The 24,581-nt window shown below is 57.7% G+C and carries 33 protein-coding genes; 6 read left to right on the forward strand and 27 right to left on the reverse strand.

Annotation, left to right across the window (positions count from 1 at the left end; translation table 11 throughout):
- Positions 1-47 precede the first annotated feature (47 nt).
- From K0H48_RS24095 to K0H48_RS24105, 3 genes are read left to right on the forward strand one after another with little or no spacing between them, the layout of a single operon-like run.
- Positions 48-827, forward strand: coding sequence for an endonuclease/exonuclease/phosphatase family protein (locus tag K0H48_RS24095; RefSeq protein WP_219269468.1), 780 nt, complete (start codon positions 48-50; stop codon positions 825-827).
- Entirely contained in the window at positions 824-2,086 is a 1,263-nt protein-coding gene (gene clsB / locus K0H48_RS24100; RefSeq protein WP_219269469.1) for a cardiolipin synthase ClsB, read from the forward strand. The genes K0H48_RS24095 and clsB overlap by 4 nt, the downstream gene beginning before the upstream one ends.
- Positions 2,076-3,032 (forward strand): lysylphosphatidylglycerol synthase domain-containing protein, encoded by a 957-nt coding sequence (locus tag K0H48_RS24105; RefSeq protein WP_219269470.1) that lies wholly within the window; start codon positions 2,076-2,078, stop codon positions 3,030-3,032. The genes clsB and K0H48_RS24105 overlap by 11 nt, the downstream gene beginning before the upstream one ends.
- 126 nt (positions 3,033-3,158) lie before the next feature.
- Here K0H48_RS24105 and K0H48_RS24110 read toward each other — a convergent pair whose 3' ends face one another.
- Positions 3,159-3,914 (reverse strand): S9 family peptidase, encoded by a 756-nt coding sequence (locus tag K0H48_RS24110; protein ID WP_200432050.1) that lies wholly within the window; start codon positions 3,912-3,914, stop codon positions 3,159-3,161.
- Entirely contained in the window at positions 3,904-5,013 is a 1,110-nt protein-coding gene (locus tag K0H48_RS24115) for a DUF3182 family protein (RefSeq protein ID WP_219269471.1), read from the reverse strand. The genes K0H48_RS24110 and K0H48_RS24115 overlap by 11 nt, the downstream gene beginning before the upstream one ends.
- 249 nt (positions 5,014-5,262) lie before the next feature.
- Here K0H48_RS24115 and K0H48_RS24120 point away from each other — a divergent pair, with 249 nt between their 5' ends.
- Positions 5,263-5,826: a cysteine hydrolase family protein gene (locus K0H48_RS24120; RefSeq protein WP_219269472.1), complete on the forward strand. Its 564-nt coding sequence runs from the start codon at positions 5,263-5,265 to the stop codon at positions 5,824-5,826.
- 17 nt (positions 5,827-5,843) lie between these two features.
- Here the strand turns inward: K0H48_RS24120 and tam are convergent, their stop codons facing one another.
- Positions 5,844-6,605: a trans-aconitate 2-methyltransferase gene (tam, locus tag K0H48_RS24125; protein WP_219269473.1), complete on the reverse strand. Its 762-nt coding sequence runs from the start codon at positions 6,603-6,605 to the stop codon at positions 5,844-5,846.
- A gap of 102 nt (positions 6,606-6,707) precedes the next feature.
- Between tam and K0H48_RS24130 the strand changes: the two genes are divergently transcribed.
- Entirely contained in the window at positions 6,708-7,616 is a 909-nt protein-coding gene (locus K0H48_RS24130) for a LysR family transcriptional regulator (RefSeq protein ID WP_219269474.1), read from the forward strand.
- Positions 7,617-7,682: 66 nt separating this feature from the next.
- On the opposite strand, the gene K0H48_RS24135 is transcribed toward K0H48_RS24130, so the two are convergent.
- Together K0H48_RS24135 and K0H48_RS24140 are read right to left on the reverse strand one after the other, a co-directional pair.
- Positions 7,683-8,210 (reverse strand): single-stranded DNA-binding protein, encoded by a 528-nt coding sequence (locus K0H48_RS24135; protein WP_056861897.1) that lies wholly within the window; start codon positions 8,208-8,210, stop codon positions 7,683-7,685.
- Positions 8,211-8,219: 9 nt separating this feature from the next.
- Entirely contained in the window at positions 8,220-9,614 is a 1,395-nt protein-coding gene (locus K0H48_RS24140; RefSeq protein ID WP_219269475.1) for an MFS transporter, read from the reverse strand.
- 178 nt (positions 9,615-9,792) lie between these two features.
- Here K0H48_RS24140 and uvrA point away from each other — a divergent pair, with 178 nt between their 5' ends.
- Positions 9,793-12,627 carry an excinuclease ABC subunit UvrA gene (gene uvrA / locus K0H48_RS24145; protein ID WP_138813633.1) on the forward strand — a complete coding sequence of 945 codons (2,835 nt, stop codon included), beginning with the start codon at positions 9,793-9,795 and terminating at the stop codon, positions 12,625-12,627.
- A gap of 65 nt (positions 12,628-12,692) precedes the next feature.
- On the opposite strand, the gene bfr is transcribed toward uvrA, so the two are convergent.
- The 22 genes from bfr to rplP form a co-directional block, all read right to left on the reverse strand.
- Entirely contained in the window at positions 12,693-13,157 is a 465-nt protein-coding gene (gene bfr, locus K0H48_RS24150) for a bacterioferritin (protein WP_015886133.1), read from the reverse strand.
- A gap of 155 nt (positions 13,158-13,312) precedes the next feature.
- Positions 13,313-14,758 carry a catalase gene (locus K0H48_RS24155; protein WP_219269476.1) on the reverse strand — a complete coding sequence of 482 codons (1,446 nt, stop codon included), beginning with the start codon at positions 14,756-14,758 and terminating at the stop codon, positions 13,313-13,315.
- Positions 14,759-15,000: 242 nt separating this feature from the next.
- Complete coding sequence (gene rplQ / locus K0H48_RS24160; RefSeq protein ID WP_017135967.1) at positions 15,001-15,387, reverse strand: 50S ribosomal protein L17; 387 nt, start codon at positions 15,385-15,387, stop codon at positions 15,001-15,003.
- Between the two features lie 41 nt (positions 15,388-15,428).
- Complete coding sequence (gene rpoA / locus K0H48_RS24165; protein WP_003176403.1) at positions 15,429-16,430, reverse strand: DNA-directed RNA polymerase subunit alpha; 1,002 nt, start codon at positions 16,428-16,430, stop codon at positions 15,429-15,431.
- A gap of 22 nt (positions 16,431-16,452) precedes the next feature.
- On the reverse strand, positions 16,453-17,073 hold the full coding sequence (rpsD, locus tag K0H48_RS24170; protein ID WP_003210056.1) for a 30S ribosomal protein S4: 621 nt from the start codon (positions 17,071-17,073) through the stop codon (positions 16,453-16,455).
- Positions 17,074-17,091: 18 nt separating this feature from the next.
- On the reverse strand, positions 17,092-17,481 hold the full coding sequence (rpsK, locus tag K0H48_RS24175) for a 30S ribosomal protein S11 (protein ID WP_002555466.1): 390 nt from the start codon (positions 17,479-17,481) through the stop codon (positions 17,092-17,094).
- A 30-nt stretch (positions 17,482-17,511) separates the two neighbouring features.
- Positions 17,512-17,868 (reverse strand): 30S ribosomal protein S13, encoded by a 357-nt coding sequence (gene rpsM, locus K0H48_RS24180; protein ID WP_003210063.1) that lies wholly within the window; start codon positions 17,866-17,868, stop codon positions 17,512-17,514.
- 129 nt (positions 17,869-17,997) lie between these two features.
- Positions 17,998-18,114 carry a 50S ribosomal protein L36 gene (gene rpmJ, locus K0H48_RS24185; RefSeq protein WP_002555468.1) on the reverse strand — a complete coding sequence of 39 codons (117 nt, stop codon included), beginning with the start codon at positions 18,112-18,114 and terminating at the stop codon, positions 17,998-18,000.
- Positions 18,115-18,142: 28 nt separating this feature from the next.
- Positions 18,143-19,471, reverse strand: coding sequence for a preprotein translocase subunit SecY (gene secY / locus K0H48_RS24190; protein ID WP_016969470.1), 1,329 nt, complete (start codon positions 19,469-19,471; stop codon positions 18,143-18,145).
- Positions 19,472-19,909, reverse strand: coding sequence for a 50S ribosomal protein L15 (gene rplO, locus K0H48_RS24195; RefSeq protein WP_003176407.1), 438 nt, complete (start codon positions 19,907-19,909; stop codon positions 19,472-19,474). It lies immediately after the preceding gene.
- Positions 19,910-19,912: 3 nt separating this feature from the next.
- Positions 19,913-20,089: a 50S ribosomal protein L30 gene (gene rpmD / locus K0H48_RS24200; protein WP_003176408.1), complete on the reverse strand. Its 177-nt coding sequence runs from the start codon at positions 20,087-20,089 to the stop codon at positions 19,913-19,915.
- 2 nt (positions 20,090-20,091) lie between these two features.
- Positions 20,092-20,592, reverse strand: a complete 501-nt coding sequence (gene rpsE, locus K0H48_RS24205) for a 30S ribosomal protein S5 (protein ID WP_003176409.1) — start codon at positions 20,590-20,592, stop codon at positions 20,092-20,094.
- Positions 20,593-20,595: 3 nt separating this feature from the next.
- Positions 20,596-20,946: a 50S ribosomal protein L18 gene (gene rplR / locus K0H48_RS24210; protein WP_017135964.1), complete on the reverse strand. Its 351-nt coding sequence runs from the start codon at positions 20,944-20,946 to the stop codon at positions 20,596-20,598.
- Positions 20,947-20,956: 10 nt separating this feature from the next.
- Positions 20,957-21,490 (reverse strand): 50S ribosomal protein L6, encoded by a 534-nt coding sequence (gene rplF, locus K0H48_RS24215; RefSeq protein WP_003176412.1) that lies wholly within the window; start codon positions 21,488-21,490, stop codon positions 20,957-20,959.
- Between the two features lie 12 nt (positions 21,491-21,502).
- Positions 21,503-21,895: a 30S ribosomal protein S8 gene (gene rpsH / locus K0H48_RS24220; RefSeq protein ID WP_010566853.1), complete on the reverse strand. Its 393-nt coding sequence runs from the start codon at positions 21,893-21,895 to the stop codon at positions 21,503-21,505.
- A gap of 208 nt (positions 21,896-22,103) precedes the next feature.
- On the reverse strand, positions 22,104-22,409 hold the full coding sequence (gene rpsN / locus K0H48_RS24225) for a 30S ribosomal protein S14 (RefSeq protein WP_003176414.1): 306 nt from the start codon (positions 22,407-22,409) through the stop codon (positions 22,104-22,106).
- A gap of 13 nt (positions 22,410-22,422) precedes the next feature.
- Positions 22,423-22,962: a 50S ribosomal protein L5 gene (gene rplE / locus K0H48_RS24230; RefSeq protein WP_003176415.1), complete on the reverse strand. Its 540-nt coding sequence runs from the start codon at positions 22,960-22,962 to the stop codon at positions 22,423-22,425.
- Positions 22,963-22,982: 20 nt separating this feature from the next.
- Entirely contained in the window at positions 22,983-23,297 is a 315-nt protein-coding gene (rplX, locus tag K0H48_RS24235) for a 50S ribosomal protein L24 (protein ID WP_003176416.1), read from the reverse strand.
- A gap of 11 nt (positions 23,298-23,308) precedes the next feature.
- Complete coding sequence (rplN, locus tag K0H48_RS24240) at positions 23,309-23,677, reverse strand: 50S ribosomal protein L14 (protein ID WP_002555479.1); 369 nt, start codon at positions 23,675-23,677, stop codon at positions 23,309-23,311.
- A 23-nt stretch (positions 23,678-23,700) separates the two neighbouring features.
- Positions 23,701-23,967 (reverse strand): 30S ribosomal protein S17, encoded by a 267-nt coding sequence (gene rpsQ, locus K0H48_RS24245; protein ID WP_003176419.1) that lies wholly within the window; start codon positions 23,965-23,967, stop codon positions 23,701-23,703.
- A gap of 2 nt (positions 23,968-23,969) precedes the next feature.
- Positions 23,970-24,161, reverse strand: a complete 192-nt coding sequence (gene rpmC, locus K0H48_RS24250) for a 50S ribosomal protein L29 (RefSeq protein ID WP_002555481.1) — start codon at positions 24,159-24,161, stop codon at positions 23,970-23,972.
- Positions 24,161-24,574: a 50S ribosomal protein L16 gene (gene rplP / locus K0H48_RS24255; protein WP_003232424.1), complete on the reverse strand. Its 414-nt coding sequence runs from the start codon at positions 24,572-24,574 to the stop codon at positions 24,161-24,163. Before rplP ends, rpmC begins: the two co-directional genes overlap by 1 nt.
- Between the last annotated feature and the right edge of the window lie 7 nt (positions 24,575-24,581).

The following is a 24,581-nucleotide window of genomic DNA, read 5'->3' on the forward strand; positions in this document are numbered from 1 at the left end:
CAGCCAATAAAACAGGCTTCACCCTTTACTTATCCACAGGAGCGATCATGGCTGCGATTGCCGACTGGGTGCCCGTTACGCCCAGCACCGCCATCACCCGCTTCACCGTACTGACGGTGAATATCCATAAGGGTTTCACCGCGTTGAACCGACGCTTTATCCTGCCCGAGTTGCGGGAAGCGGTGCGCAGCGTGGGCGCCGACATGGTGTTCCTGCAGGAAATCCACGGCACCCATGAGCGGCACCCGCAGCGTTACAGCGACTGGCCGAAGATGCCGCAGTATGAGTTTCTGGCCGACAGCATCTGGCCGCAGTTTGCCTACGGCCGCAACGCGGTCTACCCGCATGGCGACCACGGCAACGCGCTGATGTCCAAATTCCAGATCATCCGCTACGACAACCTCGACATTTCCCAGAGCGGCCATGAAAGCCGTGGCCTGCTGCATTGCGTGCTGCGCTTGCCGGGCAGCGGCCAGGAGGTGCACGCGATCTGCATGCACCTGGGCCTGCGCGAGGTGCATCGCCAACAGCAATTGCGGTTGCTGGAGCAGCGCATCGCCGAGATTCCGGCTGACGCGGCGCTGATCGTCGCCGGCGATTTCAATGACTGGCGCCAGAAGGCAGACCTGAGCCAAAGCGGGCTCAGGGAGGTGTTTATCGAGGCCCATGGCAAACCGGCGCGCACCTTTCCGGCGCGCTTGCCGTTGCTGCCTTTGGATCGCATTTATGTGCGCAACCTCAAGGTGCATAACCCCAAGGCGCTGACGACGCGGCCGTGGTCCCATCTGTCAGACCACGTGCCGTTGTCGGTGGAGATTGAGCTATGAGTGTCGCCGTGGAACACATCGCCACCGACCAGCCGCCGGATGATGCCAAGGCCCGCGACCTGGATTACGGCTGGCAACCGGGCAACCGCATTGAGCTGCTGGAGAACGGCGAGGCGTACTTTCCCGCCGTCTTCGAGGCCATGCGCCAGGCGCAGCGGGAGATCTTGCTGGAGACCTTTATTCTGTTCGAAGACAAGGTTGGCCACGAACTGCAAGGCATTTTGATTGAGGCGGCGCAGCGTGGCGTAAAGGTGATCGTCAGCCTCGATGGGTTTGGCTGCGGCGAGCTGAGTCCCGCCTTTCTCGGTGAACTGGCCGAGGCCGGGGTGACGGTGCAAATGTTTGACCCGGCAGCGAAGATAGTGGGCATTCGCACCAACTGGTTCCGTCGCCTGCACCGCAAGATTGTGGTGGTGGACGCCGCCGTGGGGTTTATCGGCGGGATCAATTTTTCGGCCGACCACTTGGCTGATTTCGGCCCCGAAGCCAAGCAGGATTATGCCGTGCAAGTGAGCGGCCCGGCCGTGGCGGACCTGCATCATTTCGCCCTCGCCCAAAGTGGCCGCCAGGTACGCACACGACGCGGCTGGCGACGGCGCCAGCAACGGCCATCGCCGTGGCCGACGCACACCGACGACGGCCTGGTGCGGCTGATTTACCGCGATAACCTGCAACACCGTGATGACATTGAAGAGGCCTATATACACGCCTTGAGCAAGGCGCAAAAACGCGTGGTGATTGCCAACGCCTACTTCTTCCCCGGCTACCGCCTGCTGCGTGAAATCCGCAATGCCGCGCGGCGTGGCGTGCAGGTGCAACTGATCATGCAGGGCCAGCCCGATGTGCTGCTGGCCAAGCTCGCGGCGCGCATGCTGTACGACTATCTGCTCAAGGATGGCGTGGTGATTCATGAGTATTGCCAGCGCCCGCTGCACGGCAAAGTGGCCTTGGTGGATGACGACTGGAGCACCGTGGGTTCGAGCAACCTGGACCCACTGAGCCTGTCGCTGAACCTGGAAGCCAACGTGCTGATTCGTGACCACGCGTTCAATCAACAGCTGTACCAAAGCCTGGAAACACTGGCGCGCAATCATTGCCAGACAATGCCGGAAAAGCGCAAGCCGCGCCTGTGGTTATGGCGATTGACCGTGGGCTTTTTAGTGTTCCATGTGATGCGGCACTTCCCCGCGCTGACGGGCTGGCTGCCGGCACACAAACCGCGCCTCAAGCCATTCGAGAGCCAGGCCCATGAGCACTGAAAGCGGCGGCTCGCGGTTCAAGCGCTGGAAGAAACCGCTGACGATAGCGTTCTTTGTACTGCTGATTGTGCTGTTCACCCTGCTCGCGCGGCGTATCGACTGGAGCGAAGTGCTGCAGACGCTGGCGGACTTCAAGCTGCGCACGCTGTTGATCGCCGGCGGGCTGACGTTGTGCAGTTTTCTTGTCTACGCCAGCTTCGACCTGATCGGCCGCACCTACATTCGCCAGGATTTGCGCTGGAAGCAGATCCTGCCGGTGGGGATCATCAGCTATGCCTTCAACCTCAACCTGAGCGCGTGGGTCGGCGGCATTGCCATGCGCTATCGGCTGTATTCGCGGCTCGGGGTGAGCACGAGCAATATCGCCAAGATTCTTGGGCTGAGCCTGGCCACCAACTGGTTTGGCTACATGGCCGTGGCCGGCGTGGTGTTCAGCAGCGGTTTGGTGACCATGCCGCCGGGCTGGAAGGTCAGCAGCGGCGCATTGCAAGGCATTGGCGTGCTGCTGGTGCTGGCCAGCCTGGGTTATCTGGCGGCCTGCCAGTTTGCAAAGAAACGCGCGTGGTCGATCAAGGGCATCGAGATCAACTTGCCGTCGTTACGCATGGCCTGTTTGCAGTTGGCACTGGGTGCGTTGAATTGGTCGTTGATGGCAGCGGTGATCTTTACGTTGCTGCCCGCCAAGCTGGACTACCCGCTGGTATTGGGCGTGCTGCTGATCAGCGCGATTGCCGGGGTGATCACCCATATCCCGGCCGGGCTCGGGGTGCTGGAGGCAGTGTTTATCGCGCTGATGCAGCATGAGGCGTCGCGGGGCAGTTTGCTTGCGGGGTTGATTGCCTACCGGGCGATCTACTTTATTTTGCCGCTGCTGGTGGCGTTGGTGATGTACCTGGTGGTGGAGGCCAAGGCCAAGGCGTTGCGGGTGAGGAAGACACCGGCTTGAATATGGGGTGATTGGTCTGGCGCCTTCGCGAGCAAGCCCGCTCCCACATTCGACCGAGTACATCCTTGAAATAGGGTCACCTGTGGGAGCGGGCTTGCTCGCGAAAGCGGCCTAAAGTGCACTGCATCAGCGTGATTGAATAATGCTCAACCGCTCCCCCACCACCATTTCGGTAATCCAGTCCACCAGGATCGAGGTGTAGGCCTGCTGCGACACCGGATCACTCAACGAGTGGTCGGCGCCATCGATGATCCGATGGGTCAGCGAATGGGTGTTCTGGCAGGCCGCGCGGTAACTCATGATGGTGGCATGGGGCACATGGTCGTCGGTTTCGGATTCGACGATCAGCACGTCACCGCTGAACTTGGCGCAGGCATGCAGGGCGCGATTGGTCTCGGCATGCACCAGGGTGCTGCGGTAATCCATCAGGTCGGCCTTATCCAGCTCGCGCTTGGGCTTGAGCCATTCCTGGTCGCGGTACAACGCCGGCACGCGCAGCGCCAGCCAGCGTACTGGGCGCAATGAAGTGAGAATCGCCGCCAGGTAGCCGCCATAACTGGTGCCCACCACGGCCACGGCCGAGGTATCGATGGCAGGGTGTGAGAGCAGACGGTCGTAGGCCGCCAGCAAGTCGCGCAGGTTGTCTTCACGGGTGACGCGCGACAACGGAATTCCGGTACCGGCGTGGCCGCGCAGGTCGAAGGTCAGGCACACGCAGCCTAACCCGGCGATGCCCTTGGCGCGCTCCAGGTCGCGCTCCTGGCTGCCGCCCCAGCCGTGTACAAACAACACGCCGGGGACTTTGGATTTAGGACTCAGGAAGGTGCCGCTCATCTGTTCGTCGTCGATGTCGATCGCAATGCTTTCGCTTCTAGCCGTCATAAGGTTTAACCGTCACATACTTGAGAAGAAAGTCGCTGTTTTCGGCCGGGCCGCGATACACCTCAATAGCGTGCGCAGGCAGCGGTTGGTCCACATAGGTCTCCACCGAGGACACACGAATCGCCCGCAGGCCCGGGTTATTGATAAAGCTCTGCAGCGCCGCGACTTCCGCGCTGCTGGCACCGCCCATGCGCCAGGATTGTTCGAGCACGCCGCTACGACGTTGGCCGTCACTGTCCAGGCCTTGGGCAATATCGTAATTGCGCCGCGAGGCATAGAAACCAGGGTAGGCCTCATCGGCGGCGCTGTCGAAAACCTGGGCTTGTTGGATGGCTTCACGCACATCGTCGGGCAAATCGAGCTTGAGCAAGTCGTCGTAGCCACCGGGCACCGCCAGCAAGCTCGAGCCGCCGTAGACCTCTTCACCGTGCCCGTCCTGGGTGAGGTATTGCTCGCCGCAGTAGCTGAACACGTGATCGCCGATAAAGCTCTGGCCCACGCTATGGGTAGTGACATCGTGCAGATCCTGCTCCAGCACCACGCCATCACTGAATAACTGCGCCGCTTGCGGCCGCGCCAGCAGGGTCTCGAACTCGTCGAGGCTGTGGATAACTTCCTGGCCGCGTCCGGCACAGGCATGTACCGGTTTCACGCGGATCGGCCCGCTGTAGAGCAAGCGCGTGGCGGCAGGCAGCGCGTCTTCAAGGGCAAACACGCTGAGTCCGTCGAGAACGACGGTGCGCACACGCTCACAAAACGCCGGCGACCAGCCTTCAGGCGCGGTGGCGTCAGGGCTCACCAGGCCATGGGTGATCGCTTTGGTGCAGATGAATGCGTGATCGACATAACCACCCCACAGATCGCCCGGCCCTTTGACATTGAGCGGCCGCGCTTGGTCTGAGCCGACCAGGGTTTGGGTGGGCAACACGTACAAGTCGAGGCCGGCGTGTAACTGCGGGTCATAGCTGCCGCCGAATTTAAGCCCAAGAATCTGCGCAAGCCAGCGCGCCAGGGCGCGATTGGTTTCGACTTCATGTTGCGGCGCGCCGTGTCGTGTGGAGTGGGCGACTACGCGTTTTTTGCGTTGAGTCGGGGTCATACGTCCCCCTTGGCGATCCTGCCATGTGTGTGCGAGTAAGGTTGCATGGATCACGCCAAGGCAAGGTTTGCGAAGATGGCCGGTAAATCAAACAGTTACTCAAACAGCGATGGCACTAGGCCTGTTTTATTCTGCACGACAGGGATTTAAACGGAGGGTGTTCTGCACGACACCGCCATCAAAGCGGCTGCGTGGATGGCCACGGGCCAGCTAAGATGCAAGGCACTGCCAACCATCATAAGGACACCCATGGCCAAGCAAGCGCTCATCCTCATCGATATCCAGAACGATTACTTCCCCGAGGGCAAGTGGCCGCTCGATGGCGTGGAAGCCGCGGCGGACAAGGCCGCGCAGGTACTGCAGGCGTTTCGCCAGGCGGGCAATGCCGTCATCCATGTGCGCCATGAGTTCACCACCGAAGACGCGCCCTTCTTCACGCCAGGCTCCGAGGGCGCGCACCTGCATACCAAGGTACTCAATGAGGGCAACGAGCCGGTGGTGCTTAAACACTTTGTGAACGCGTTTCGCGGGACGAACCTGCGCACCGTGCTGGAACAACGCGCCATCACTGACGTGGTGGTGGTCGGCAACATGAGCCATATGTGCATCGACGCCGTGGTGCGGGCTGCGGCGGACTTGGGCTACAAGGTCACGCTGATTCACGACGCCTGCGCGACCCGCGACCAGGCATTCAATGGCCAGGTGATTGCGGCCGCGCAGGTGCATGGCGCTTATATGGCCTCGCTGGCTTTTGGGTACGCCAGCGTGGTGTCAACGGATGAATACTTGAAGGCGCAAGCGGCGGCGCAATGACTATCGCTTGCTTGCTTTCAGCGGGTTGCGATGATGAACAGGCGCGGAAAAGGCAGCAACACAGTGCCATCAGCCAGGGCCGGGTAAGCCTGGGTAATACGCGCCTGGTATTGCTGTAGGAATGCGGTTTTTTCGCTGTCGGTCAACGGCGCAAGAAACGGCCGCAATGCCGATGCCGTGAACCACTCCACCACCGCCGCATGATCGGCCAGCGGGTGTTGATAGGTGGTGCGCCACACGTCGACGGTGCTGCAATGTTTACTCAGCAGTTCGTAGTAGTAACTGGCGGTGTGTCGCTCGTTGTGTTTGACCGCTCCGATCTTTGCCGCCCAAGGGCCATCTGCCGCCACTTCGCGGGCCAGCCGGTGGGCAGGTTCGTCAAGGTTGTCCGGGGTTTGTACGGCGAGGGTGCCGCCGGGTGTCAGTTGGTCGACCAGGTGCGGATAGAGCGTGGCGTGGTCAGGTAGCCATTGCAGGGAAGCGTTGGCGAGGATCACATCGAATGTCTGCCCTGGGTTCCAGGCGCCGATGTCTGCCAGCTCGAAATTCAGTTTCGGCAAACGCTTGCGGGCGTCGACCAGCATGTCGTCGGAACTGTCCATGCCCGTAACGTGCGCCTGCGGGAAACGCTCGGCCAACACTTCAGTGGAATTGCCAGGGCCACACCCCAGGTCGACGGCGCTGCGCACATCGGTATTGGGAATGGCCGCGACCAAGTCACGGACCGGGCGGGTACGTTGCTGTTCAAACATCGTGTATTGCTTGGCAGACCAGGTCATCGCGGTGTTCCTTCTTTGTTAGAGGTGGCCACAGCCTAAGTCTTGTGAGCCATGAGAACAAATGCCAGGATTGGCAACCTCCCATACCTTGAAAGTATCCCTATGTTGGAGCTTCGCCAGCTTAAAGCCTTCGTGGCTATTGCCGAGGAAGGCTACATCACCCGCGCCGCAGAACGCCTGGGCATGCAGCAACCGCCGTTGACGCGCTTGCTGCAAAGTCTTGAAACGCAATTAGGCGTGGTGCTGATGGAGCGCCTGCCCCGCGGCGTGCGCCCAACCACGGCGGGCCTCGCATTGCTGGACGAGGCGCGTGACATCCTGGCGCGAGCCGAGGGTGTTGCCGACGTGGTAAGCCGTGCCGCGCGGGGTGAACGCGGCCGGCTCGCCATCGGCTTTACCAGCTCGGCGGCGTTGCATCCGTTTGTACCCAGCGTGCTGCGGCGGTTTCGCGAGACCTTTGTGGGGGTCTCGGTGGTACTGGAAGAAGCAGGAACCGGCGAACTGCTGGACGCGCTGGTGCAGGAAAAACTGGATGCGGCGTTTATCCGCTCACCGCTCAGTGGCACGCAACAGTTGCAGGACGAACCGATCCTGGTGGAGCCGATGCTGCTGGCGCTGCCGACTGATCATCCCTTGGCACTTGATGCGGGGCACCCGTTACCCTTGGCAGCATTGGCTAATGAGGCTTTTGTGCTCTATCGCCGTCGCGTAGGGCTGGGTTTGTATGACGCCATTCTGGTGGCCTGCCGTGAAGCGGGGTTCAGCCCGCAGGTGGTGCAGGAAGCGCCACGCATGACCGCGACCCTGAGCCTCGTGGCTGCAGGGCTTGGCGTCTCCATCGTCCCCGCCTCCATGCAGCGACTGCGCGGCGATGGCATTGTTTATCGCGAACTGAGCGAGTGCCAGAGCCTGGTGGCGCCGTTGCATTTGGCCACGCGAATTGGCGACGGCTCAGCGGTATTGCGCAGGTTCAAGGAGATGGTGGTCACAGCGGCCGCGACGGACGCGTGATCACAGGCATTAAAAAACCCCCGAGGCTTTCGCCAGCGGGGGTTTTGATCGCTTCGGGTCTGGGACCTAGAACGGGATATCGTCATCAAAGCTGTCGAAATCCGGAGCCGGCTGTGGAGCGGCCTGCTGCGGAGGTGGCGCCTGGCGAGACTGTTGCGGTGCCGACTGCTGCGGGCGCGGAGCCTGCTGGCGTGGGGCCGGAGCGGACTGCTGGTAATTGTTGCCCCCGCCTTGCTGGTCGCCCTGCTGTGGACGGCCGCCCAACAGTTGCATGGTGCCTTGCATGTCCACCACGATCTCCGTGGTGTAACGCTTGATGCCGTCTTTTTCCCACTCGCGGGTTTGCAGTTTGCCTTCGATGTAGACCTGCGAACCTTTGCGCAGGTACTCACCGGCGATTTCTGCGACCTTGCCGAACAACGACACGCGGTGCCACTCGGTTTTCTCTTTGCGCTCGTTGGTCTGCTTGTCGGTCCACTGTTCGCTGGTCGCCAGACTCAAGTTGGTCACGGCGTTACCGTTAGGCAAGTAGCGAACTTCGGGATCCTGGCCGCATGTACCGACCAATATGACTTTGTTAACCCCACGGGCCATAACGTTCTCCTAGGCTGGGCGCGCTGTCGGCACTGGGTTGACCAGTTGCTCGAGCGTCGCGCGATCCAATAATTCGGTGTCTAATTTGATGTAGATGGCGGCTTCTTCTGCAATAACCACGGCATCTGTAACCCCGGTAACGGCCTTGAGGCGCTCAACCAGACCGGCTTCGCGGATCGCTTCTGGCGATAACGGCAAACGCAGGCTCGTCACATAGGGAGGTTCGCGCATGGTAACAGCAAAGGCTAGCCAGAGGGCAGCCAGACCTGCGCATCCCAGGAACACAACCGACAAACCGCCATGCTGGAACATCCAGCCGCCCATGATGCCGCCAAGCGCAGAACCCAGGAACTGGCTGGTGGAATACACGCCCATCGCCGTGCCCTTGCCACCGGCCGGTGAAACTTTGCTGATCAGCGAAGGCAGTGAAGCTTCCAGCAGGTTGAACGCAGTGAAAAACACCACTGTGCCGATTACCAGTGCCCGCAGGCTGTCGCCGAACTGCCAGAAGAATAGCTCAGTGAGCATCAGCGTCGCGACGGCGCCGAGCAAAACTCGTTTCATTTTGCGTTTCTTCTCGCCGTAGATGATGAACGGGATCATGGCGAAGAACGAAATCAGCAGTGCGGTGAGGTACACCCACCAGTGCTGTTCCTTGGGCAAACCGGCTTTTTGCACCAGTGCCAGAGGCAACGCGACGAAGCTGCACATCAGCATTGCGTGCAACACGAAGATACCTAAATCCAGGCGCAGCAGGTCCGGGTGCTTGAGCGTCGGCAGTAAAGCCTTGCGCGCAACGCCCGACTCACGGTGCACGAGCGTGCCGGTGGAGCGCGGCACCATGAAGGCCACGATCACGATGCCAAACAACGCCATGCCGCCGGTGGCGAGAAACAGCCCATGCAAACCGAAGGCGCGGGTCAGCAAGGGACCGACCACCATCGCAACGGCGAAGGACAGGCCGATAGTCATGCCGATCATGGCCATGGCCTTGGTACGGTGTTGTTCGCGGGTCAGGTCCGAGAGCAGCGCCATCACCGCCGCGGAAATCGCCCCGGCGCCCTGCAGGACGCGCCCGGCAATCACACCCCAGATCGAATCGGACTGCGCCGCGAGCACACTGCCGAGAGCAAACACGATCAGCCCCAGGTAGATAACGGGACGACGGCCGATACGGTCGGAAATGATCCCGAACGGGATCTGAAAAAGTGCCTGGGTCAGGCCATAGGCGCCAATCGCCAGGCCGATCAGTGCGGGGGTCGCTCCTGCGAGATCCATTCCATAGGTCGCCAACACCGGCAACACCATAAACATGCCTAGCATACGGAACGCGAACACCAGGGCCAGACCGCTTGCTGCTCGGGTCTCGCCGCTACTCATGCGTTCGCTGTGGGGATCGTGCATGGAAAAACCTCGTGTGAACCGGCGGCGATTCTACCAGTCCCATCGATTGAGAGGGTATATGCGGCGCTTTGCCGCGCAGCTTTCATCTAAGGCTGCACCCGGCACTTTGACAGTGTATATTCATCCAGTCTTTAGCCGTATACTCCGGCATTATTTACGCCCGCCGTGCGAGGCCATCTTGGACAAGATCCTGATTCGTGGGGCTAGAACCCACAACCTGAAGAACATCGACCTGACCCTGCCCCGGGACAAACTGATCGTCATCACCGGCTTGTCCGGCTCGGGCAAATCGTCCCTGGCGTTCGACACGCTGTATGCCGAGGGCCAGCGCCGCTATGTCGAATCGCTGTCGGCCTATGCGCGTCAGTTTCTGTCGATGATGGAAAAACCCGACGTCGACACCATTGAAGGCCTGTCGCCGGCGATTTCCATCGAGCAGAAGTCAACCTCCCACAACCCGCGTTCCACCGTGGGCACCATCACCGAGATCTACGACTACCTGCGCCTGCTGTATGCGCGCGTGGGGATTCCACGTTGCCCGGACCACGACATCCCGCTGGAAGCCCAGACCGTCAGCCAGATGGTCGACCTGGTGCTGGCCCAGCCGGAAGGCGCCAAGCTAATGCTGCTGGCGCCGGTGATTCGCGAGCGCAAGGGTGAGCACCTGTCGGTGTTCGAAGAGCTGCGTGCCCAGGGCTTTGTGCGGGCGCGCATCAACGGCAAGCTGTATGAGCTGGATGAAGCACCGAAGCTCGACAAGCAGAAGAAGCATTCGATTGATGTGGTGGTCGACCGCTTCAAAGTACGCGCCGACTTGCAGCAGCGTTTGGCGGAATCGTTCGAAACCGCGCTGAAGCTGGCCGATGGTATTGCCCTGGTCGCACCGATGGATGACGAACCGGGCGAAGAGATCATCTTCTCCGCACGTTTTGCTTGCCCGATCTGTGGCCATGCGATCAGCGAGCTGGAACCCAAGCTGTTTTCCTTCAACAACCCGGCTGGCGCGTGCCCGACATGCGATGGCCTGGGGGTGAAGCAGTTCTTCGATATCAAGCGCCTGGTCAATGGTGACCTGACGTTGGCGGAAGGCGCGATACGCGGCTGGGACAGGCGCAACGTCTATTACTTCCAGATGCTGGGGTCGCTGGCGTCGCACTATAAATTCAGCCTGGAAGTGCCGTTCAACCAACTGCCGGCCGAGCAGCAGAAAGTCATCCTGCACGGCAGTGGCTCGCAGAACGTCGATTTCAAATACCTGAACGACCGCGGCGATATCGTCAAACGCTCGCACCCGTTCGAAGGCATTGTGCCGAACCTGGAACGTCGCTACCGCGAGACCGAATCGGCGAGCGTACGCGAAGAGCTGGCGAAATTCCTCAGCACCCAACCGTGCCCGGATTGCCGTGGCACGCGCCTGCGTCGTGAGGCGCGGCATGTGTGGGTCGGTGAGAAAACATTGCCGGCGGTCACCAACCTGCCGATCGGTGATGCTTGTGAATACTTCGGTGTACTCAAGCTGACCGGCCGCCGTGGGGAAATTGCCGACAAGATTCTCAAGGAAATCCGTGAGCGCCTGCAGTTCCTGGTCAATGTCGGACTGGACTACCTGTCGCTGGATCGCAGCGCGGATACCTTGTCCGGTGGTGAGGCCCAGCGAATTCGCCTGGCCAGCCAGATTGGCGCTGGCCTGGTGGGCGTTCTGTACATCCTCGACGAGCCGTCGATTGGCCTGCACCAACGCGACAATGATCGCCTGCTGGGTACGCTGAAACACCTGCGCGATATCGGCAACACGGTGATCGTGGTCGAGCACGATGAAGACGCGATTCGCCTGGCCGATTATGTGGTGGATATTGGCCCTGGCGCGGGTGTGCATGGCGGGCATATTGTCGCCGAGGGCACGCCTGCCGAAGTGATGGCTCACCCGGACTCGTTGACCGGCAAGTACCTGTCCGGTCGCGTGAAAATCGCAGTGCCAGCCAAGCGCACGCCACGTAACAAAAAGATGGCCTTGCACCTCAAGGGCGCGCGCGGCAACAACCTGCGCAATGTCGACCTGGAGATTCCGCTGGGCCTGCTGACCTGCGTGACCGGTGTCTCCGGCTCGGGCAAATCGACGTTGATCAACAACACGCTGTTCCCACTGAGCGCCACCGCCCTGAACGGCGCAACCACCCTGGAAGCGGCTGCGCACGACAGCATCAAGGGCCTGGAGCACTTGGACAAGGTGGTCGATATCGACCAAAGCCCGATTGGCCGCACACCACGCTCGAACCCTGCGACCTATACCGGATTGTTCACGCCGATACGCGAACTGTTTGCCGGCGTGCCGGAGTCTCGCTCGCGAGGCTACGGGCCTGGCCGGTTCTCGTTCAACGTAAAGGGTGGTCGCTGCGAAGCCTGCCAGGGCGACGGCCTTATCAAGGTGGAAATGCACTTCCTGCCGGACATCTACGTGCCGTGCGACGTGTGCAAGAGCAAGCGCTACAACCGCGAAACCCTGGAGATCAAGTACAAGGGCAAGAGCATCCACGAAACCCTCGAGATGACCATCGAGGAAGCGCGGGTGTTCTTCGACGCGGTTCCGGCGTTGGCGCGCAAGCTGCAGACGTTGATGGATGTGGGCCTGTCGTACATCAAGCTGGGGCAGTCGGCGACTACGTTGTCGGGTGGCGAGGCGCAGCGGGTGAAGTTGTCCCGTGAGCTGTCCAAGCGCGACACGGGCAAGACCCTGTATATCCTCGATGAGCCGACCACGGGCCTGCACTTTGCGGATATTCAGCAATTGCTCGACGTATTGCACCGCTTGCGCGACCACGGCAACACAGTGGTAGTCATCGAGCACAACCTCGACGTGATCAAGACCGCCGACTGGCTGGTAGACCTGGGGCCGGAAGGCGGCTCCAAGGGAGGCCAGATCATTGCGGTGGGCACGCCGGAGCAGGTCTCCGAGATGCAACAGTCGCATACTGGTTACTACCTGAAGCCACTGTTGGCGCGCGACAGAGCCTGATTTATCGGGCGCATGAAAAAGCCCCTGTCACTTTGCGGTGACAGGGGCTTTTTTGTAGCCGGAAATCAGAACTGCGATTGCAGGTAATTCTCCAGACCGACCAACTTGATCAGCCCCAACTGCTTTTCAAGCCAGTAGGTGTGATCTTCTTCGGTGTCATTCAACTGCACGCGCAGAATTTCGCGAGTGACATAGTCGTTGTGCTGCTCGCAGAGCTCGATGCCCTTGCAGAGCGCGGCACGCACCTTGTACTCGAGACGAAGGTCGGCAGCGAGCATGTCAGGCACCGTGGTGCCCACGTCCAGGTCGTCGGGACGCATGCGCGGCGTGCCTTCGAGCATCAGGATACGGCGCATCAGCGCGTCGGCGTGCTGTGCCTCTTCTTCCATTTCGTGGTTGATACGCTCGTAGAGCTCGGTAAAGCCCCAGTCTTCGTACATACGCGAATGAATGAAATATTGGTCACGAGCTGCCAGTTCGCCCGTCAGCAACGTGTTGAGGTAATCGATTACGTCGGGGTGACCTTGCATCGCCCTACATCTCCCTGCTTGAAAGTCTGTAGTTTGAACCATGCTGACTCGAAGGTCACGGGACAAACGGCAGAAAAGCGAAGATATTCCGAGAAAAGTGGCGGAAATAACGCAAAAACCGCCCAAATGAGGGCGGTTCTGCTTCTCGTTTAGAGTCAGCTAAGCGTTACGCCCAGTGCAGTTGCAATGCCCTGGCCGTACGCTGGGTCAGCCTTGAAAAAGTGCTGAAGCTGGCGCTGAACCACATCACTGCTGACACCGGCCATCGCACCGGCGATGTTGTTAATCAGCAGCGTTTTCTGAGCATCGTCCTGCAGGCGGAACAACGCACCGGCATGGCTGTAGTAGTCCGTGTCTTCACGTTGATCATAACGGTCAGCAGCACCGCTCAGCGCCAGAGGCGGCTCAGCGTACTGTGGCGCCTGCTTGGGTGTATCCGCAAAACTGTTGGGCTCATAGTTAGGAGCCGCTCTACCGTAACCAAAGGACATGGAACCATCGCGCTGGTTGTTATTGACCGGACTCAATGGGGAGTTGATCGGCAACTGCTGATGGTTGGTGCCAACGCGATAGCGGTGGGCGTCCGCATAAGCGAAAACGCGACCTTGAAGCATACGGTCTGGCGACAGACCAACACCTGGAACCATATTGCTTGGGCCGAAGCATGCCTGCTCGACTTCAGCAAAGTAATTCACTGGATTACGGTTCAGCTCCAGTTCACCCACCTCGATCAACGGAAACTCCTGCTGCGACCAGGTTTTGGTCACATCGAACGGGTTTTCGTAGTGAGCAGCGGCCTCAGCCTCAGTCATGATCTGAATGTTGACGCTCCACTTTGGAAAGTCACCGCGCTCAATTGCAGCAAACAGGTCACGCTGCGCGTAATCAGGATCGGTACCGGCGATACGTGTCGCCTCCTCGGGCGTCAGGTTCTTGATCCCTTGCTTGGTTTTATAGTGCCACTTGACCCAATGGCGCTCGCCTTTGGCGTTGATAAGGCTGTAGGTATGACTCCCAAAACCGTGCATGTGACGATAGCCGTCTGGAGTGCCACGATCCGAGAACAGAATTGTGATCTGGTGCAGCGCCTCTGGGGACAATGACCAGAAGTCCCAGACCATTTGGGCACTTTTGAGGTTGGTTTGCGGCAAGCGTTTCTGGGTGTGGATAAAATCCGGAAACTTGAGCGGGTCGCGAATGAAGAACACCGGGGTGTTGTTGCCAACGATGTCCCAGTTACCTTCCTCGGTGTAAAACTTCAAGGCAAAGCCGCGCGGGTCACGCGCAGTATCTGCCGAGCCGCGCTCGCCACCTACCGTAGAGAAACGCAAAAACGTCGGGGTCTGCTTGCCTACGGACTCAAAAAGTTTGGCACGGGTGTATTGGGTGATGTCCCGAGTGACGGTAAACGTACCGTGCGCACCTGAGCCTTTAGCGTGCACACGACGCTCAGGAATGTTCTCACGGTTGAAGTGCGCAAGCTTCTCGATCAGATGAAAGTCATCGAGCAGCAACGGGCCACGCGGGCCAGCTGTGCGGGAGTTCTGGTTATCAGCGACGGGAGCGCCGCTGGCGGTAGTCAGAATTGTACTCATGCTCAATCTTCCTCAGGTCAGGCTTAGAACTGCCGGCTAATCGGCTTGGAGGGAGTATTGACCATCAAGATGACACCATCAAATGCATTAAATCATGGACTTTGATAGAAAATAACTAATAACCCGTCAGGGCGAATAGAGTTTGGATTAATAAGAGAACCGGCAGCGACCTGAGAAATATAGACGGCTTTTCTATCGCCCACAAAAAACCGGGCACTAGGCCCGGTTCTTCGTTGCAGCGTGTCGTCTTACTCGGCGCTTACAGCTTCGCCGGCAGTAGCACGATCAACCAACTCGACGTACGCCATAGGCGCGTTGTCGCCAGTGCGGAAGCCGCACTTGAGGATGCGCAGGTAGCCACCCTCACGGGTAGCGTAACGCTTGCCCAGGTCGTTGAAGAGCTTACCAACGATAGCTTTCGAACGAGTACGGTCGAAAACCAAACGGCGGTTAGCCAGGCTGTCTGTCTTGGCCAAAGTGATCAGCGGCTCAGCAACGCGACGCAGTTCTTTAGCTTTCGGCAGTGTAGTTTTGATCAGCTCGTGCTCGAACAGCGACACCGCCATGTTTTGAAACATGGCCTTGCGGTGCGAGCTGGTACGGCTCAGGTGACGACCACTTTTACGATGACGCATGGTTCATTCCTTACCAAACTCACGTTCGGTGATTACGACGATCAGGCAGTCGCCTTGTCGTCCTTCTTAAGACTTGCAGGCGGCCAGTTGTCGAGGCGCATGCCGAGGGACAGACCGCGGGAGGCCAGAACGTCCTTGATTTCAGTCAAGGATTTCTTGCCCAGGTTCGGAGTCTTCAACAGTTCTACTTCGGTACGCTGAATCAGGTCGCCGATGTAGTAAATGTTTTCCGCCTTAAGGCAGTTAGCCGAACGTACAGTCAGTTCCAGATCGTCAACCGGGCGAAGCAGGATCGGATCGATCTCGTCTTCCTGCTCGATTACCACTGGTTCGCTGTCACCTTTGAGGTCGACGAACGCAGCCAACTGCTGTTGCAGGATGGTTGCAGCGCGGCGGATAGCCTCTTCAGGATCCAGAGTACCGTTGGTTTCCAGATCAATAACCAGCTTGTCCAGGTTAGTACGCTGCTCGACACGGGCGTTTTCCACCACGTATGCGATACGGCGAACCGGGCTGAACGAAGAGTCAAGCTGCAAGCGACCAATGCTGCGGCTTTCGTCTTCATCGCTCTGACGCGAGTCGGCCGGTTCATAACCACGACCACGAGCTACGGTGAGCTTCATGTTCAGGGCGCCGTTAGACGCCAGGTTAGCGATTACGTGATCGGGATTAACGATCTCGACATCATGATCCAGCTGAATATCGGCAGCGGTAACCACCCCCGAACCCTTCTTCGACAAGGTCAGCGTAACTTCGTCACGGCCGTGCAGCTTGATAGCCAGACCTTTAAGGTTCAACAGGATTTCAATTACGTCTTCCTGTACACCTTCGATGGCGCTGTACTCGTGGAGCACACCGTCAATCTCGGCCTCGACTACTGCACAGCCGGGCATTGAGGACAACAGGATGCGGCGCAGCGCGTTGCCCAGGGTGTGGCCAAAACCACGCTCGAGAGGCTCGAGAGTGATCTTGGCGCGGGTTGGACTGACAACCTGCACATCAATGTGGCGGGGTGTCAGGAACTCATTTACCGAAATCTGCATGGATGCACCTATTTTCTAGCCCTTACTTGGAGTAGAGCTCGACAATCAGGCTTTCGTTGATGTCGGCGGACAGATCACTGCGAGCAGGAACGTTCTTGAAAACGCCCGACTTCTTCTCAGTGTCTACTTCTACCCATTCTACGCGGCCACGTTGGGCACACAGATCGAGAGCTTGGACAATGCGAAGTTGGTTTTTTGCTTTCTCGCGAATCGCGACCACGTCACCAGCACGAACCTGGTAAGACGGAACGTTAACGGTTTGGCCGTTTACGCTGACGGATTTGTGCGATACCAGCTGACGGGATTCGGCACGAGTCGAACCAAAGCCCATACGGTATACAACGTTGTCCAGACGGCATTCGAGCAGTTGCAGCAGGTTTTCACCGGTTGCACCTTTCTTGCCAGCAGCTTCTTTGTAGTAGCCGCTGAACTGACGCTCGAGAACGCCGTAGATACGACGGACCTTCTGCTTTTCACGCAGTTGGGTGCCGTAATCGGACTGGCGACCGCGGCGTTGGCCGTGGATACCAGGTGCTGCTTCAATGTTGCACTTCGATTCGATCGCGCGCACGCCGCTCTTCAAGAAGAGATCGGTGCCTTCGCGACGAGCGAGTTTGCATTTTGGACCAATGTAACGAGCCATTCTTTACAATCTCCTGGATTACACGCGGCGCTTCTTCGGCGGACGGCACCCGTTGTGCGGGATTGGCGTCACGTCGGTGATGCTGGCGATCTTATAGCCACAGCCGTTCAAAGCACGGACAGCAGACTCACGACCTGGACCTGGACCTTTGACGTTAACGTCGAGGTTTTTCAGGCCGTATTCCAGCGCAGCTTGACCAGCACGTTCAGCAGCTACTTGAGCAGCAAACGGGGTGGACTTGCGGGAACCGCGGAAACCCGAACCACCAGAGGTAGCCCAAGACAGCGCGTTACCTTGACGGTCGGTGATGGTCACGATGGTGTTGTTAAAAGATGCATGGATGTGGGCGATGCCATCAACCACTGTCTTTTTAACTTTTTTACGAGGACGAGCAGCAGGTTTTGCCATGATAATTTTCCTGTCGATTCGCGTGGGCGATTACTTGCGGATCGGCTTACGCGGACCTTTACGGGTACGCGCGTTAGTCTTGGTACGCTGACCGCGTACTGGAAGACCACGACGATGACGCAGACCACGGTAGCAACCGAGGTCCATCAAACGCTTGATTTTCATGTTGATTTCGCGACGCAGGTCACCTTCAGTGGTGAACTTCGCCACTTCGCCACGCAACAGCTCAATCTGCTCGTCGCTCAGATCTTTGATCTTTGCGGCTGGGTTTACCCCAGTATCTGCGCAAATTTTCTGCGCAGTAGTGCGACCAACACCATAGATGTAGGTCAGCGAGATAACAGTGTGCTTGTTATCTGGAATGTTAACGCCTGCAATACGGGCCATTCAGTGGGACTCCAATTGACAGCTACCTACGCCCCGGAAGCCAAGAAATAGGGCGCGAGATAATATCGCTGTAATAACAAATAATCAACCCGGCAGCGCACTAGCTGCCGGGCTTCAAGCGGATCACACTCAGCCTTGGCGCTGTTTGTGACGCGGTTCCGCGCTGCAAATTACTCGAACAACACCTTCGCGGCGAATAATCTTGCAGTTACGGCACAGCTTTTTCACCGATGCACGAACTTTCATCACCAACTCCTCGAACCTTATGGGGTACTCAGCGCAACATGCCGCTGCCGTAGCCCTTCAGGTTGGCTTTCTTCATCAGGGATTCGTACTGGTGCGAAACGAGGTGCGATTGTACTTGGGACATGAAGTCCATCACAACCACGACCACGATCAGCAACGAGGTCCCGCCAAGGTAGAACGGAACGTTTGCTGCAACCACCAGGAACTGGGGAAGCAAGCACACGGCCGTCATATATAGAGCACCGAACAGGGTCAAACGAGTCAGAACGCCATCAATGTAGCGTGCCGACTGCTCACCTGGACGGATACCCGGAATAAAGGCACCGGACTTCTTCAGGTTTTCCGCTACGTCTTTCGGATTGAACATCAACGCCGTATAGAAGAAGCAGAAGAAAATAATCCCTGCACTAAACAGCAGAATATTCAACGGCTGACCAGGAGCGATCGACTGAGAGAGGTCCTGCAGCCAGCCCATATTTTCAGACTGACCAAACCAGGTACCCAACGAAGCCGGAAACAGCAAAATGCTGCTCGCGAAGATTGCCGGAATAACACCGGCCATATTCACTTTCAGCGGCAAGTGGCTGGTCTGCGCAGCAAAAACCTTACGGCCCTGCTGACGCTTGGCGTAGTGAACAGCAATACGACGCTGGCCACGCTCAATGAACACCACAAAACCGATAATCGCTACTGCCAGCAAACCGATGGCAACCAAGGCGAAGATATTGATATCACCCTGACGCGCAGACTCGAAAGACTGCCCGATTGCTCTCGGAAGACCGGCGACGATACCTGCGAAAATCAACATCGAGATACCGTTGCCAACACCACGCTCAGTAATCTGCTCACCCAGCCACATCATGAACATCGCGCCAGCCACAAACGTGGATACCGCGACGAAATAGAAGCCAAAGTCACCAGTGAACGCAACGCCCTGCCCCGCCAGGCCAACGGACATGCCGATAGCTTGAACCAGAGCGAGGACGACAGTGCCGTAGCGGGTGTACTGGCTAATCTTGCGACGGCCAGCTTCACCTTCCTTCTTCAACTGCTCCAGCTGCGGGCTGACGGCGGTCATCAACTGCATGATGATCGATGCCGAAATGTACGGCATGATCCCCAACGCAAAGATGCTCATCCGTTCCAGCGCGCCGCCGGAAAACATGTTGAACAAGCTAAGAATGGTCCCCTCATTCTGTCGAAACAGGTCTGCGAGTCGGTCCGGGTTGATACCTGGAACCGGGATGTGTGCGCCTATTCGGTAGACGATAATCGCCAGGAACAGAAAACGCAGACGAGCCCAAAGTTCAGACATACCGCCTTTGCCGAGCGCTGAGAGAGCACCTTGCTTAGCCATTTATTCCTCGAACTTGCCGCCAGCTGCTTCGATAGCCGAACGCGCACCTTTGGTGGCGCCGATTCCCTTGCCGATAGTGACAGCGCGAGTCACTTCACCGGACAACATGATTTTCACACGTTGTACGTTGACGTTAATCACGTTGGCATCTTTCAGGGTCTGCACAGTAACGATGTCGCCTTCCACTTTAGCCAGCTCGGACAGACGCACTTCTGCGCGGTCCATGGCTTTCAGGGATACGAAACCGAACTTAGGCAGGCGACGATGCAGCGGCTGTTGACCGCCTTCAAAGCCTGGAGCAATGGTGCCACCGGAGCGGGAGGTTTGACCTTTGTGGCCACGGCCACCAGTCTTACCCAAACCGCTACCGATACCACGGCCCGGACGATGCTTTTCGCGACGGGAACCCGGCGCTGGACTCAGATCATTGAGTTTCATCGATTAACCCTCTACACGCAGCATGTAGTAAGCCTTGTTGATCATCCCGCGATTCTCGGGAGTATCCTGGACTTCTACAGTGTGACCGATGCGACGCAGACCCAAACCTTTAACACACAGTTTGTGGTTAGGAATGCGGCCGGTCATGCTTTTGATCAGCGTTACTTTAACGGTAGCCATGATCAGAAGATCTCCTTGACAGTCAAGCCGCGCTTGGCAGCAATGGACTCAGGAGATTGCATAGCTTTCAAACCCTTGAAAGTGGCGTGAACCACGTTTACCGGGTTAGTCGAGCCGTAGCACTTGGCCAGAACGTTCTGAACGCCAGCAACTTCGAGGACAGCACGCATAGCGCCGCCAGCGATGATACCGGTACCTTCAGAAGCCGGCTGCATGTACACCTTCGAAGCGCCGTGAGCGGACTTCATTGCGTACTGCAGCGTGGTGCCGTTCAGATCAACTTGGATCATGTTGCGACGAGCAGCTTCCATTGCCTTCTGGATCGCAGCAGGCACTTCACGTGACTTGCCACGGCCGAAGCCAACGCGCCCTTTACCATCACCAACCACGGTCAACGCGGTGAAAGTGAAGATACGGCCGCCTTTAACGGTTTTGGCTACGCGGTTAACTTGAACCAGCTTCTCAATGTAGCCTTCGTCGCGCTTTTGGTCGTTATTTGACATAACTTAGAACTCCAGCCCAGCTTCACGAGCAGCATCAGCCAGCGCTTTCACGCGACCGTGGTACTTGAAGCCAGAGCGGTCGAAAGCCACTTGCGAGACGCCCACGGCCTTAGCACGTGTAGCGACCAGCTGGCCAACCTTTGTGGCCGCGTCGATGTTGCCGGTGGCACCATCACGCAGTTCTTTATCCAAAGTCGAGGCGCTTGCCAGGACTTTGTTGCCGTCGGCCGAGATGACCTGGGCGTAGATGTGCTGCGACGAGCGGTACACGCAGAGACGCACGACTTCGAGTTCGTGCATTTTCAGGCGTGCTTTGCGAGCGCGACGCAGTCGAGTAACTTTTTTGTCGGTCATTTGCTATGCCCTACTTCTTCTTGGCTTCTTTACGACGGACGACTTCGTCCGCGTAGCGCACACCTTTGCCTTTGTACGGCTCTGGTGGACGGAAGTCGCGGATCTCAGCGGCCACCTGACCTACCAGCTGCTTATCAATACCCTTGATCAGGATATCGGTTTGGCTAGGGGTCTCAGCGGTGATGCCTTCCGGCAGTTCGTAATCCACTGGGTGCGAGAAGCCAAGGGCCAGGTTCAAAACCGTGCCTTTTGCTTGCGCTTTGTAACCAACACCGACCAGCTGGAGCTTACGCTCGAAGCCTTGGCTTACGCCTTGGACCATGTTGTTTACCAACGCACGCGTGGTACCTGCCATTGCGCGAGTTTGTTGATCGCCATTGCGAGCAGCGAAACGCAGCTCACCAGCTTCTTCAACGATCTCAACGGACGAATGGATGTTCAGTTCAAGAGTGCCCTTGGCACCCTTCACCGAAAGCTGTTGGCCTGCGAATTTTACTTCGACACCGGCTGGCAGCTTAACGGGGTTCTTAGCGACGCGAGACATGCTTATCCCCCCTTAGAACACAGTGCAAAGAACTTCGCCGCCGACACCGGCAGCGCGCGCAGCACGATCCGTCATCACACCTTTGTTGGTGGAGACGATAGACACGCCCAGACCGCCACGAACTTTCGGCAGATCTTCAGCGGACTTGTACTGACGCAGGCCTGGACGGCTAACGCGCTTCACTTCTTCAATGACCGAACGGCCTTCGAAGTACTTCAGCTCGATGGACAGCAGTGGCTTGGTTTCGCTGCTGATCTGATAACCCGCAATGTAGCCTTCGTCTTTCAGGACTTTGGCAACAGCTACCTTCAACTTGGAAGATGGCATGCTTACGACGGACTTTTCAGCCATCTGGGCATTACGGATACGAGTTAGCATGTCCGCTAACGGGTCCTGCATACTCATGGGCTAGACGCTCCTAATACAAAAAAATTAGCCTTGCGGCTACATATGTCGCCGAGAATCTCCGGGCATAAAAAACACGGGCTCAGGCGAGCCGCGTATTTTAGACATACTCCAGAAATGAAACAAGCCCCAAAAGGGGCTTGATCCAGATTCAAGGTCACCGGCGGTCAGTATCTTGCGATTCTGCCCGCCTGGACGTTGAAAGTACTTACCAGCTGGCTTTAACCAGACCTGGTACGTCACCACGCATTGCCGCTTCACGCAGTTTGTTACGGCCGAGGCCGAACTTGCGGTAAACGCCGTGTGGACGACCGGTCAGGCGGCAGCGGTTACGCATGCGCGAAGCGCTTGCGTCACGTGGCTGCTTCTGCAGAGCAACTGTCGCTTCCCAACGTGCTTCTGGACTTGCGTTCAGATCAACGATGATTGCTTTCAGTGCTGCACGCTTCTTGGCGTACTTGGCAACCGTGAGCTGACGCTTCAGCTCGCGGTTTTTCATGCTCATCTTGGCCATGGTCCTACTCCAATCAGTTGCGGAACGGGAATTTGAAAGCACGCAACAGGGCGCGACCTTCATCATCGTTCTTGGCAGTGGTGGTCAGGGTGATGTCCAGACCGCGGAGAGCATCGATCTTGTCGTAGTCGATTTCCGGGAAGATGATCTGCTCTTTCACGCCCATGCTGTAATTACCACGACCATCGAAGGACTTGGCATTCAGGCCGCGGAAGTCGCGAACCCGAGGCAGGGAGATCGACAGCAGACGATCCAGGAATTCATACATACGCTCACGGCGCAGAGTCACTTTGACGCCGATCGGCCAACCTTCACGGACTTTAAAGCCTGCGATGGATTTCCGAGCGTAAGTCACAACGACTTTTTGACCGGTGATCTTTTCCAGGTCAGCAACAGCGTGCTCGATGACTTTTTTGTCACCGACCGCTTCGCCCAGACCCATGTTCAGGGTGATTTTGGTAACGCGTGGAACTTCCATCACGTTCGAAAGCTTAAGTTCTTCCTTAAGCTTCGGTGCGATTTCTTTCCAGTAAATCTCTTTTAGTCGTGCCATGGTCTTCTACCTAGCAGTGTTCAAGCATCAACCGCTTTTTGGGTCGACTTGAAGACACGAATTTTCTTGCCGTCTTCTACTTTGAAACCAACGCGGTCAGCCTTGTTGGTTTCGCCGTTGAAAATGGCGACGTTAGAAGCGTCCAGTGGAGCTTCTTTTTCGACGATACCGCCTTGTACGCCCGACATCGGGTTAGGCTTGGTATGACGCTTAACCAGGTTCAGACCGCCGATAACCAGACGGTTATTAGCGAGAACCTTAAGCACCTTACCGCGCTTACCTTTGTCTTTGCCGGCGATCACGATGATCTCGTCGTCACGACGAATCTTTTGCATGTCGGATCTCCTTACAGCACTTCTGGGGCGAGCGAGACGATCTTCATGAACTTCTCAGTACGAAGTTCACGGGTCACTGGCCCAAAGATACGGGTGCCGATCGGCTCTTGCTTGTTGTTCAGAAGAACAGCAGCGTTGCCATCAAAGCGGATAATGGAGCCATCAGCACGACGTACGCCGTGACGAGTGCGGACTACAACAGCAGTCATCACTTGGCCTTTTTTCACTTTACCGCGAGGAATTGCTTCCTTCACGGTAACTTTGATGATGTCACCGATACCAGCGTAACGACGATGGGAGCCACCCAGCACCTTGATGCACATAACACGGCGAGCGCCGCTGTTATCGGCCACATCGAGCATGGATTGAGTCTGAATCATATAATTTCTCCGACCCCTAGTCCTTAGACTTCCACAGCGCGTTCGAGAACATCAACCAGTGCCCAAGACTTGGTCTTGGCCAGCGGACGAGTTTCACGAATAGTGACTTTGTCGCCGATGTGGCACTGGTTGGTTTCGTCGTGCGCGTGCAGCTTAGTCGAACGCTTAACATATTTACCGTAGATCGGGTGCTTAACGCGACGCTCGATCAGTACGGTGATGGTTTTGTCCATCTTGTCGCTGACAACACGGCCAGTCAGCGTACGGACAGTCTTTTCGGCTTCAGCCATGATCACTTACCTGCCTGCTGGTTGAGCACAGTCTTCACGCGAGCGATGTCACGCTTAACTTGCGAGAGCAGATGAGACTGCCCCAACTGGCCAGTTGCTTTCTGCATACGCAGATTGAACTGGTCGCGCAGCAGGCCGAGCAGTTGCTCGTTCAGCTGCTGTGCGGATTTTTCACGAAGTTCATTCGCTTTCATCACATCACCGTCCGTTTAACAAAGGCGGTGGCGAGCGGCAGCTTTGCAGCAGCCAGGGCAAAAGCCTCACGCGCCAGCTCTTCAGTTACACCCTCGATTTCATACAGGACTTTGCCTGGCTGAATCTGGGCTACCCAGTATTCCACGTTACCCTTACCTTTACCCATCCGAACCTCGAGAGGTTTTTTGGAGATCGGCTTGTCCGGGAATACACGGATCCAGATCTTGCCGCCACGTTTAACGTGACGGGTCAGAGCACGACGCGCTGACTCGATCTGACGAGCGGTGAGACGACCACGAGCTACAGACTTCAGCGCGAACTCGCCGAAGCTGACTTTGCTACCGCGCTGAGCCAGACCACGGTTGTGGCCTGTCATCTGCTTGCGGAACTTCGTACGCTTTGGTTGCAACATTTGGCGT

This window comes from Pseudomonas sp. Xaverov 259, assembly GCF_019352915.1.
Classification (GTDB): Bacteria; Pseudomonadota; Gammaproteobacteria; order Pseudomonadales; family Pseudomonadaceae; genus Aquipseudomonas.

Coding starts and splice junctions, on each gene's coding strand:
- K0H48_RS24095 (WP_219269468.1), top strand. CDS start 48: ATGGCTGCGATTGCCGACTGGGTGCCCGTTACGCCCAGCACCGCCATC.
- clsB (WP_219269469.1), top strand. CDS start 824: ATGAGTGTCGCCGTGGAACACATCGCCACCGACCAGCCGCCGGATGAT.
- K0H48_RS24105 (WP_219269470.1), top strand. CDS start 2,076: ATGAGCACTGAAAGCGGCGGCTCGCGGTTCAAGCGCTGGAAGAAACCG.
- K0H48_RS24110 (WP_200432050.1), bottom strand. CDS start 3,914: ATGACGGCTAGAAGCGAAAGCATTGCGATCGACATCGACGACGAACAG.
- K0H48_RS24115 (WP_219269471.1), bottom strand. CDS start 5,013: ATGACCCCGACTCAACGCAAAAAACGCGTAGTCGCCCACTCCACACGA.
- K0H48_RS24120 (WP_219269472.1), top strand. CDS start 5,263: ATGGCCAAGCAAGCGCTCATCCTCATCGATATCCAGAACGATTACTTC.
- tam (WP_219269473.1), bottom strand. CDS start 6,605: ATGACCTGGTCTGCCAAGCAATACACGATGTTTGAACAGCAACGTACC.
- K0H48_RS24130 (WP_219269474.1), top strand. CDS start 6,708: ATGTTGGAGCTTCGCCAGCTTAAAGCCTTCGTGGCTATTGCCGAGGAA.
- K0H48_RS24135 (WP_056861897.1), bottom strand. CDS start 8,210: ATGGCCCGTGGGGTTAACAAAGTCATATTGGTCGGTACATGCGGCCAG.
- K0H48_RS24140 (WP_219269475.1), bottom strand. CDS start 9,614: ATGCACGATCCCCACAGCGAACGCATGAGTAGCGGCGAGACCCGAGCA.
- bfr (WP_015886133.1), bottom strand. CDS start 13,157: ATGCAAGGTCACCCCGACGTAATCGATTACCTCAACACGTTGCTGACG.
- rplQ (WP_017135967.1), bottom strand. CDS start 15,387: ATGCGTCATCGTAAAAGTGGTCGTCACCTGAGCCGTACCAGCTCGCAC.
- rpoA (WP_003176403.1), bottom strand. CDS start 16,430: ATGCAGATTTCGGTAAATGAGTTCCTGACACCCCGCCACATTGATGTG.
- rpsD (WP_003210056.1), bottom strand. CDS start 17,073: ATGGCTCGTTACATTGGTCCAAAATGCAAACTCGCTCGTCGCGAAGGC.
- rpsK (WP_002555466.1), bottom strand. CDS start 17,481: ATGGCAAAACCTGCTGCTCGTCCTCGTAAAAAAGTTAAAAAGACAGTG.
- rpsM (WP_003210063.1), bottom strand. CDS start 17,868: ATGGCCCGTATTGCAGGCGTTAACATTCCAGATAACAAGCACACTGTT.
- rpmJ (WP_002555468.1), bottom strand. CDS start 18,114: ATGAAAGTTCGTGCATCGGTGAAAAAGCTGTGCCGTAACTGCAAGATT.
- secY (WP_016969470.1), bottom strand. CDS start 19,471: ATGGCTAAGCAAGGTGCTCTCTCAGCGCTCGGCAAAGGCGGTATGTCT.
- rplO (WP_003176407.1), bottom strand. CDS start 19,909: ATGAAACTCAATGATCTGAGTCCAGCGCCGGGTTCCCGTCGCGAAAAG.
- rpmD (WP_003176408.1), bottom strand. CDS start 20,089: ATGGCTACCGTTAAAGTAACGCTGATCAAAAGCATGACCGGCCGCATT.
- rpsE (WP_003176409.1), bottom strand. CDS start 20,592: ATGTCAAATAACGACCAAAAGCGCGACGAAGGCTACATTGAGAAGCTG.
- rplR (WP_017135964.1), bottom strand. CDS start 20,946: ATGACCGACAAAAAAGTTACTCGACTGCGTCGCGCTCGCAAAGCACGC.
- rplF (WP_003176412.1), bottom strand. CDS start 21,490: ATGTCTCGCGTCGCTAAGAACCCCGTTAAGCTGCCAGCCGGTGTCGAA.
- rpsH (WP_010566853.1), bottom strand. CDS start 21,895: ATGAGTATGCAGGACCCGTTAGCGGACATGCTAACTCGTATCCGTAAT.
- rpsN (WP_003176414.1), bottom strand. CDS start 22,409: ATGGCCAAGATGAGCATGAAAAACCGCGAGCTGAAGCGTCAGCTCACG.
- rplE (WP_003176415.1), bottom strand. CDS start 22,962: ATGGCACGACTAAAAGAGATTTACTGGAAAGAAATCGCACCGAAGCTT.
- rplX (WP_003176416.1), bottom strand. CDS start 23,297: ATGCAAAAGATTCGTCGTGACGACGAGATCATCGTGATCGCCGGCAAA.
- rplN (WP_002555479.1), bottom strand. CDS start 23,677: ATGATTCAGACTCAATCCATGCTCGATGTGGCCGATAACAGCGGCGCT.
- rpsQ (WP_003176419.1), bottom strand. CDS start 23,967: ATGGCTGAAGCCGAAAAGACTGTCCGTACGCTGACTGGCCGTGTTGTC.
- rpmC (WP_002555481.1), bottom strand. CDS start 24,161: ATGAAAGCGAATGAACTTCGTGAAAAATCCGCACAGCAGCTGAACGAG.
- rplP (WP_003232424.1), bottom strand. CDS start 24,574: ATGTTGCAACCAAAGCGTACGAAGTTCCGCAAGCAGATGACAGGCCAC.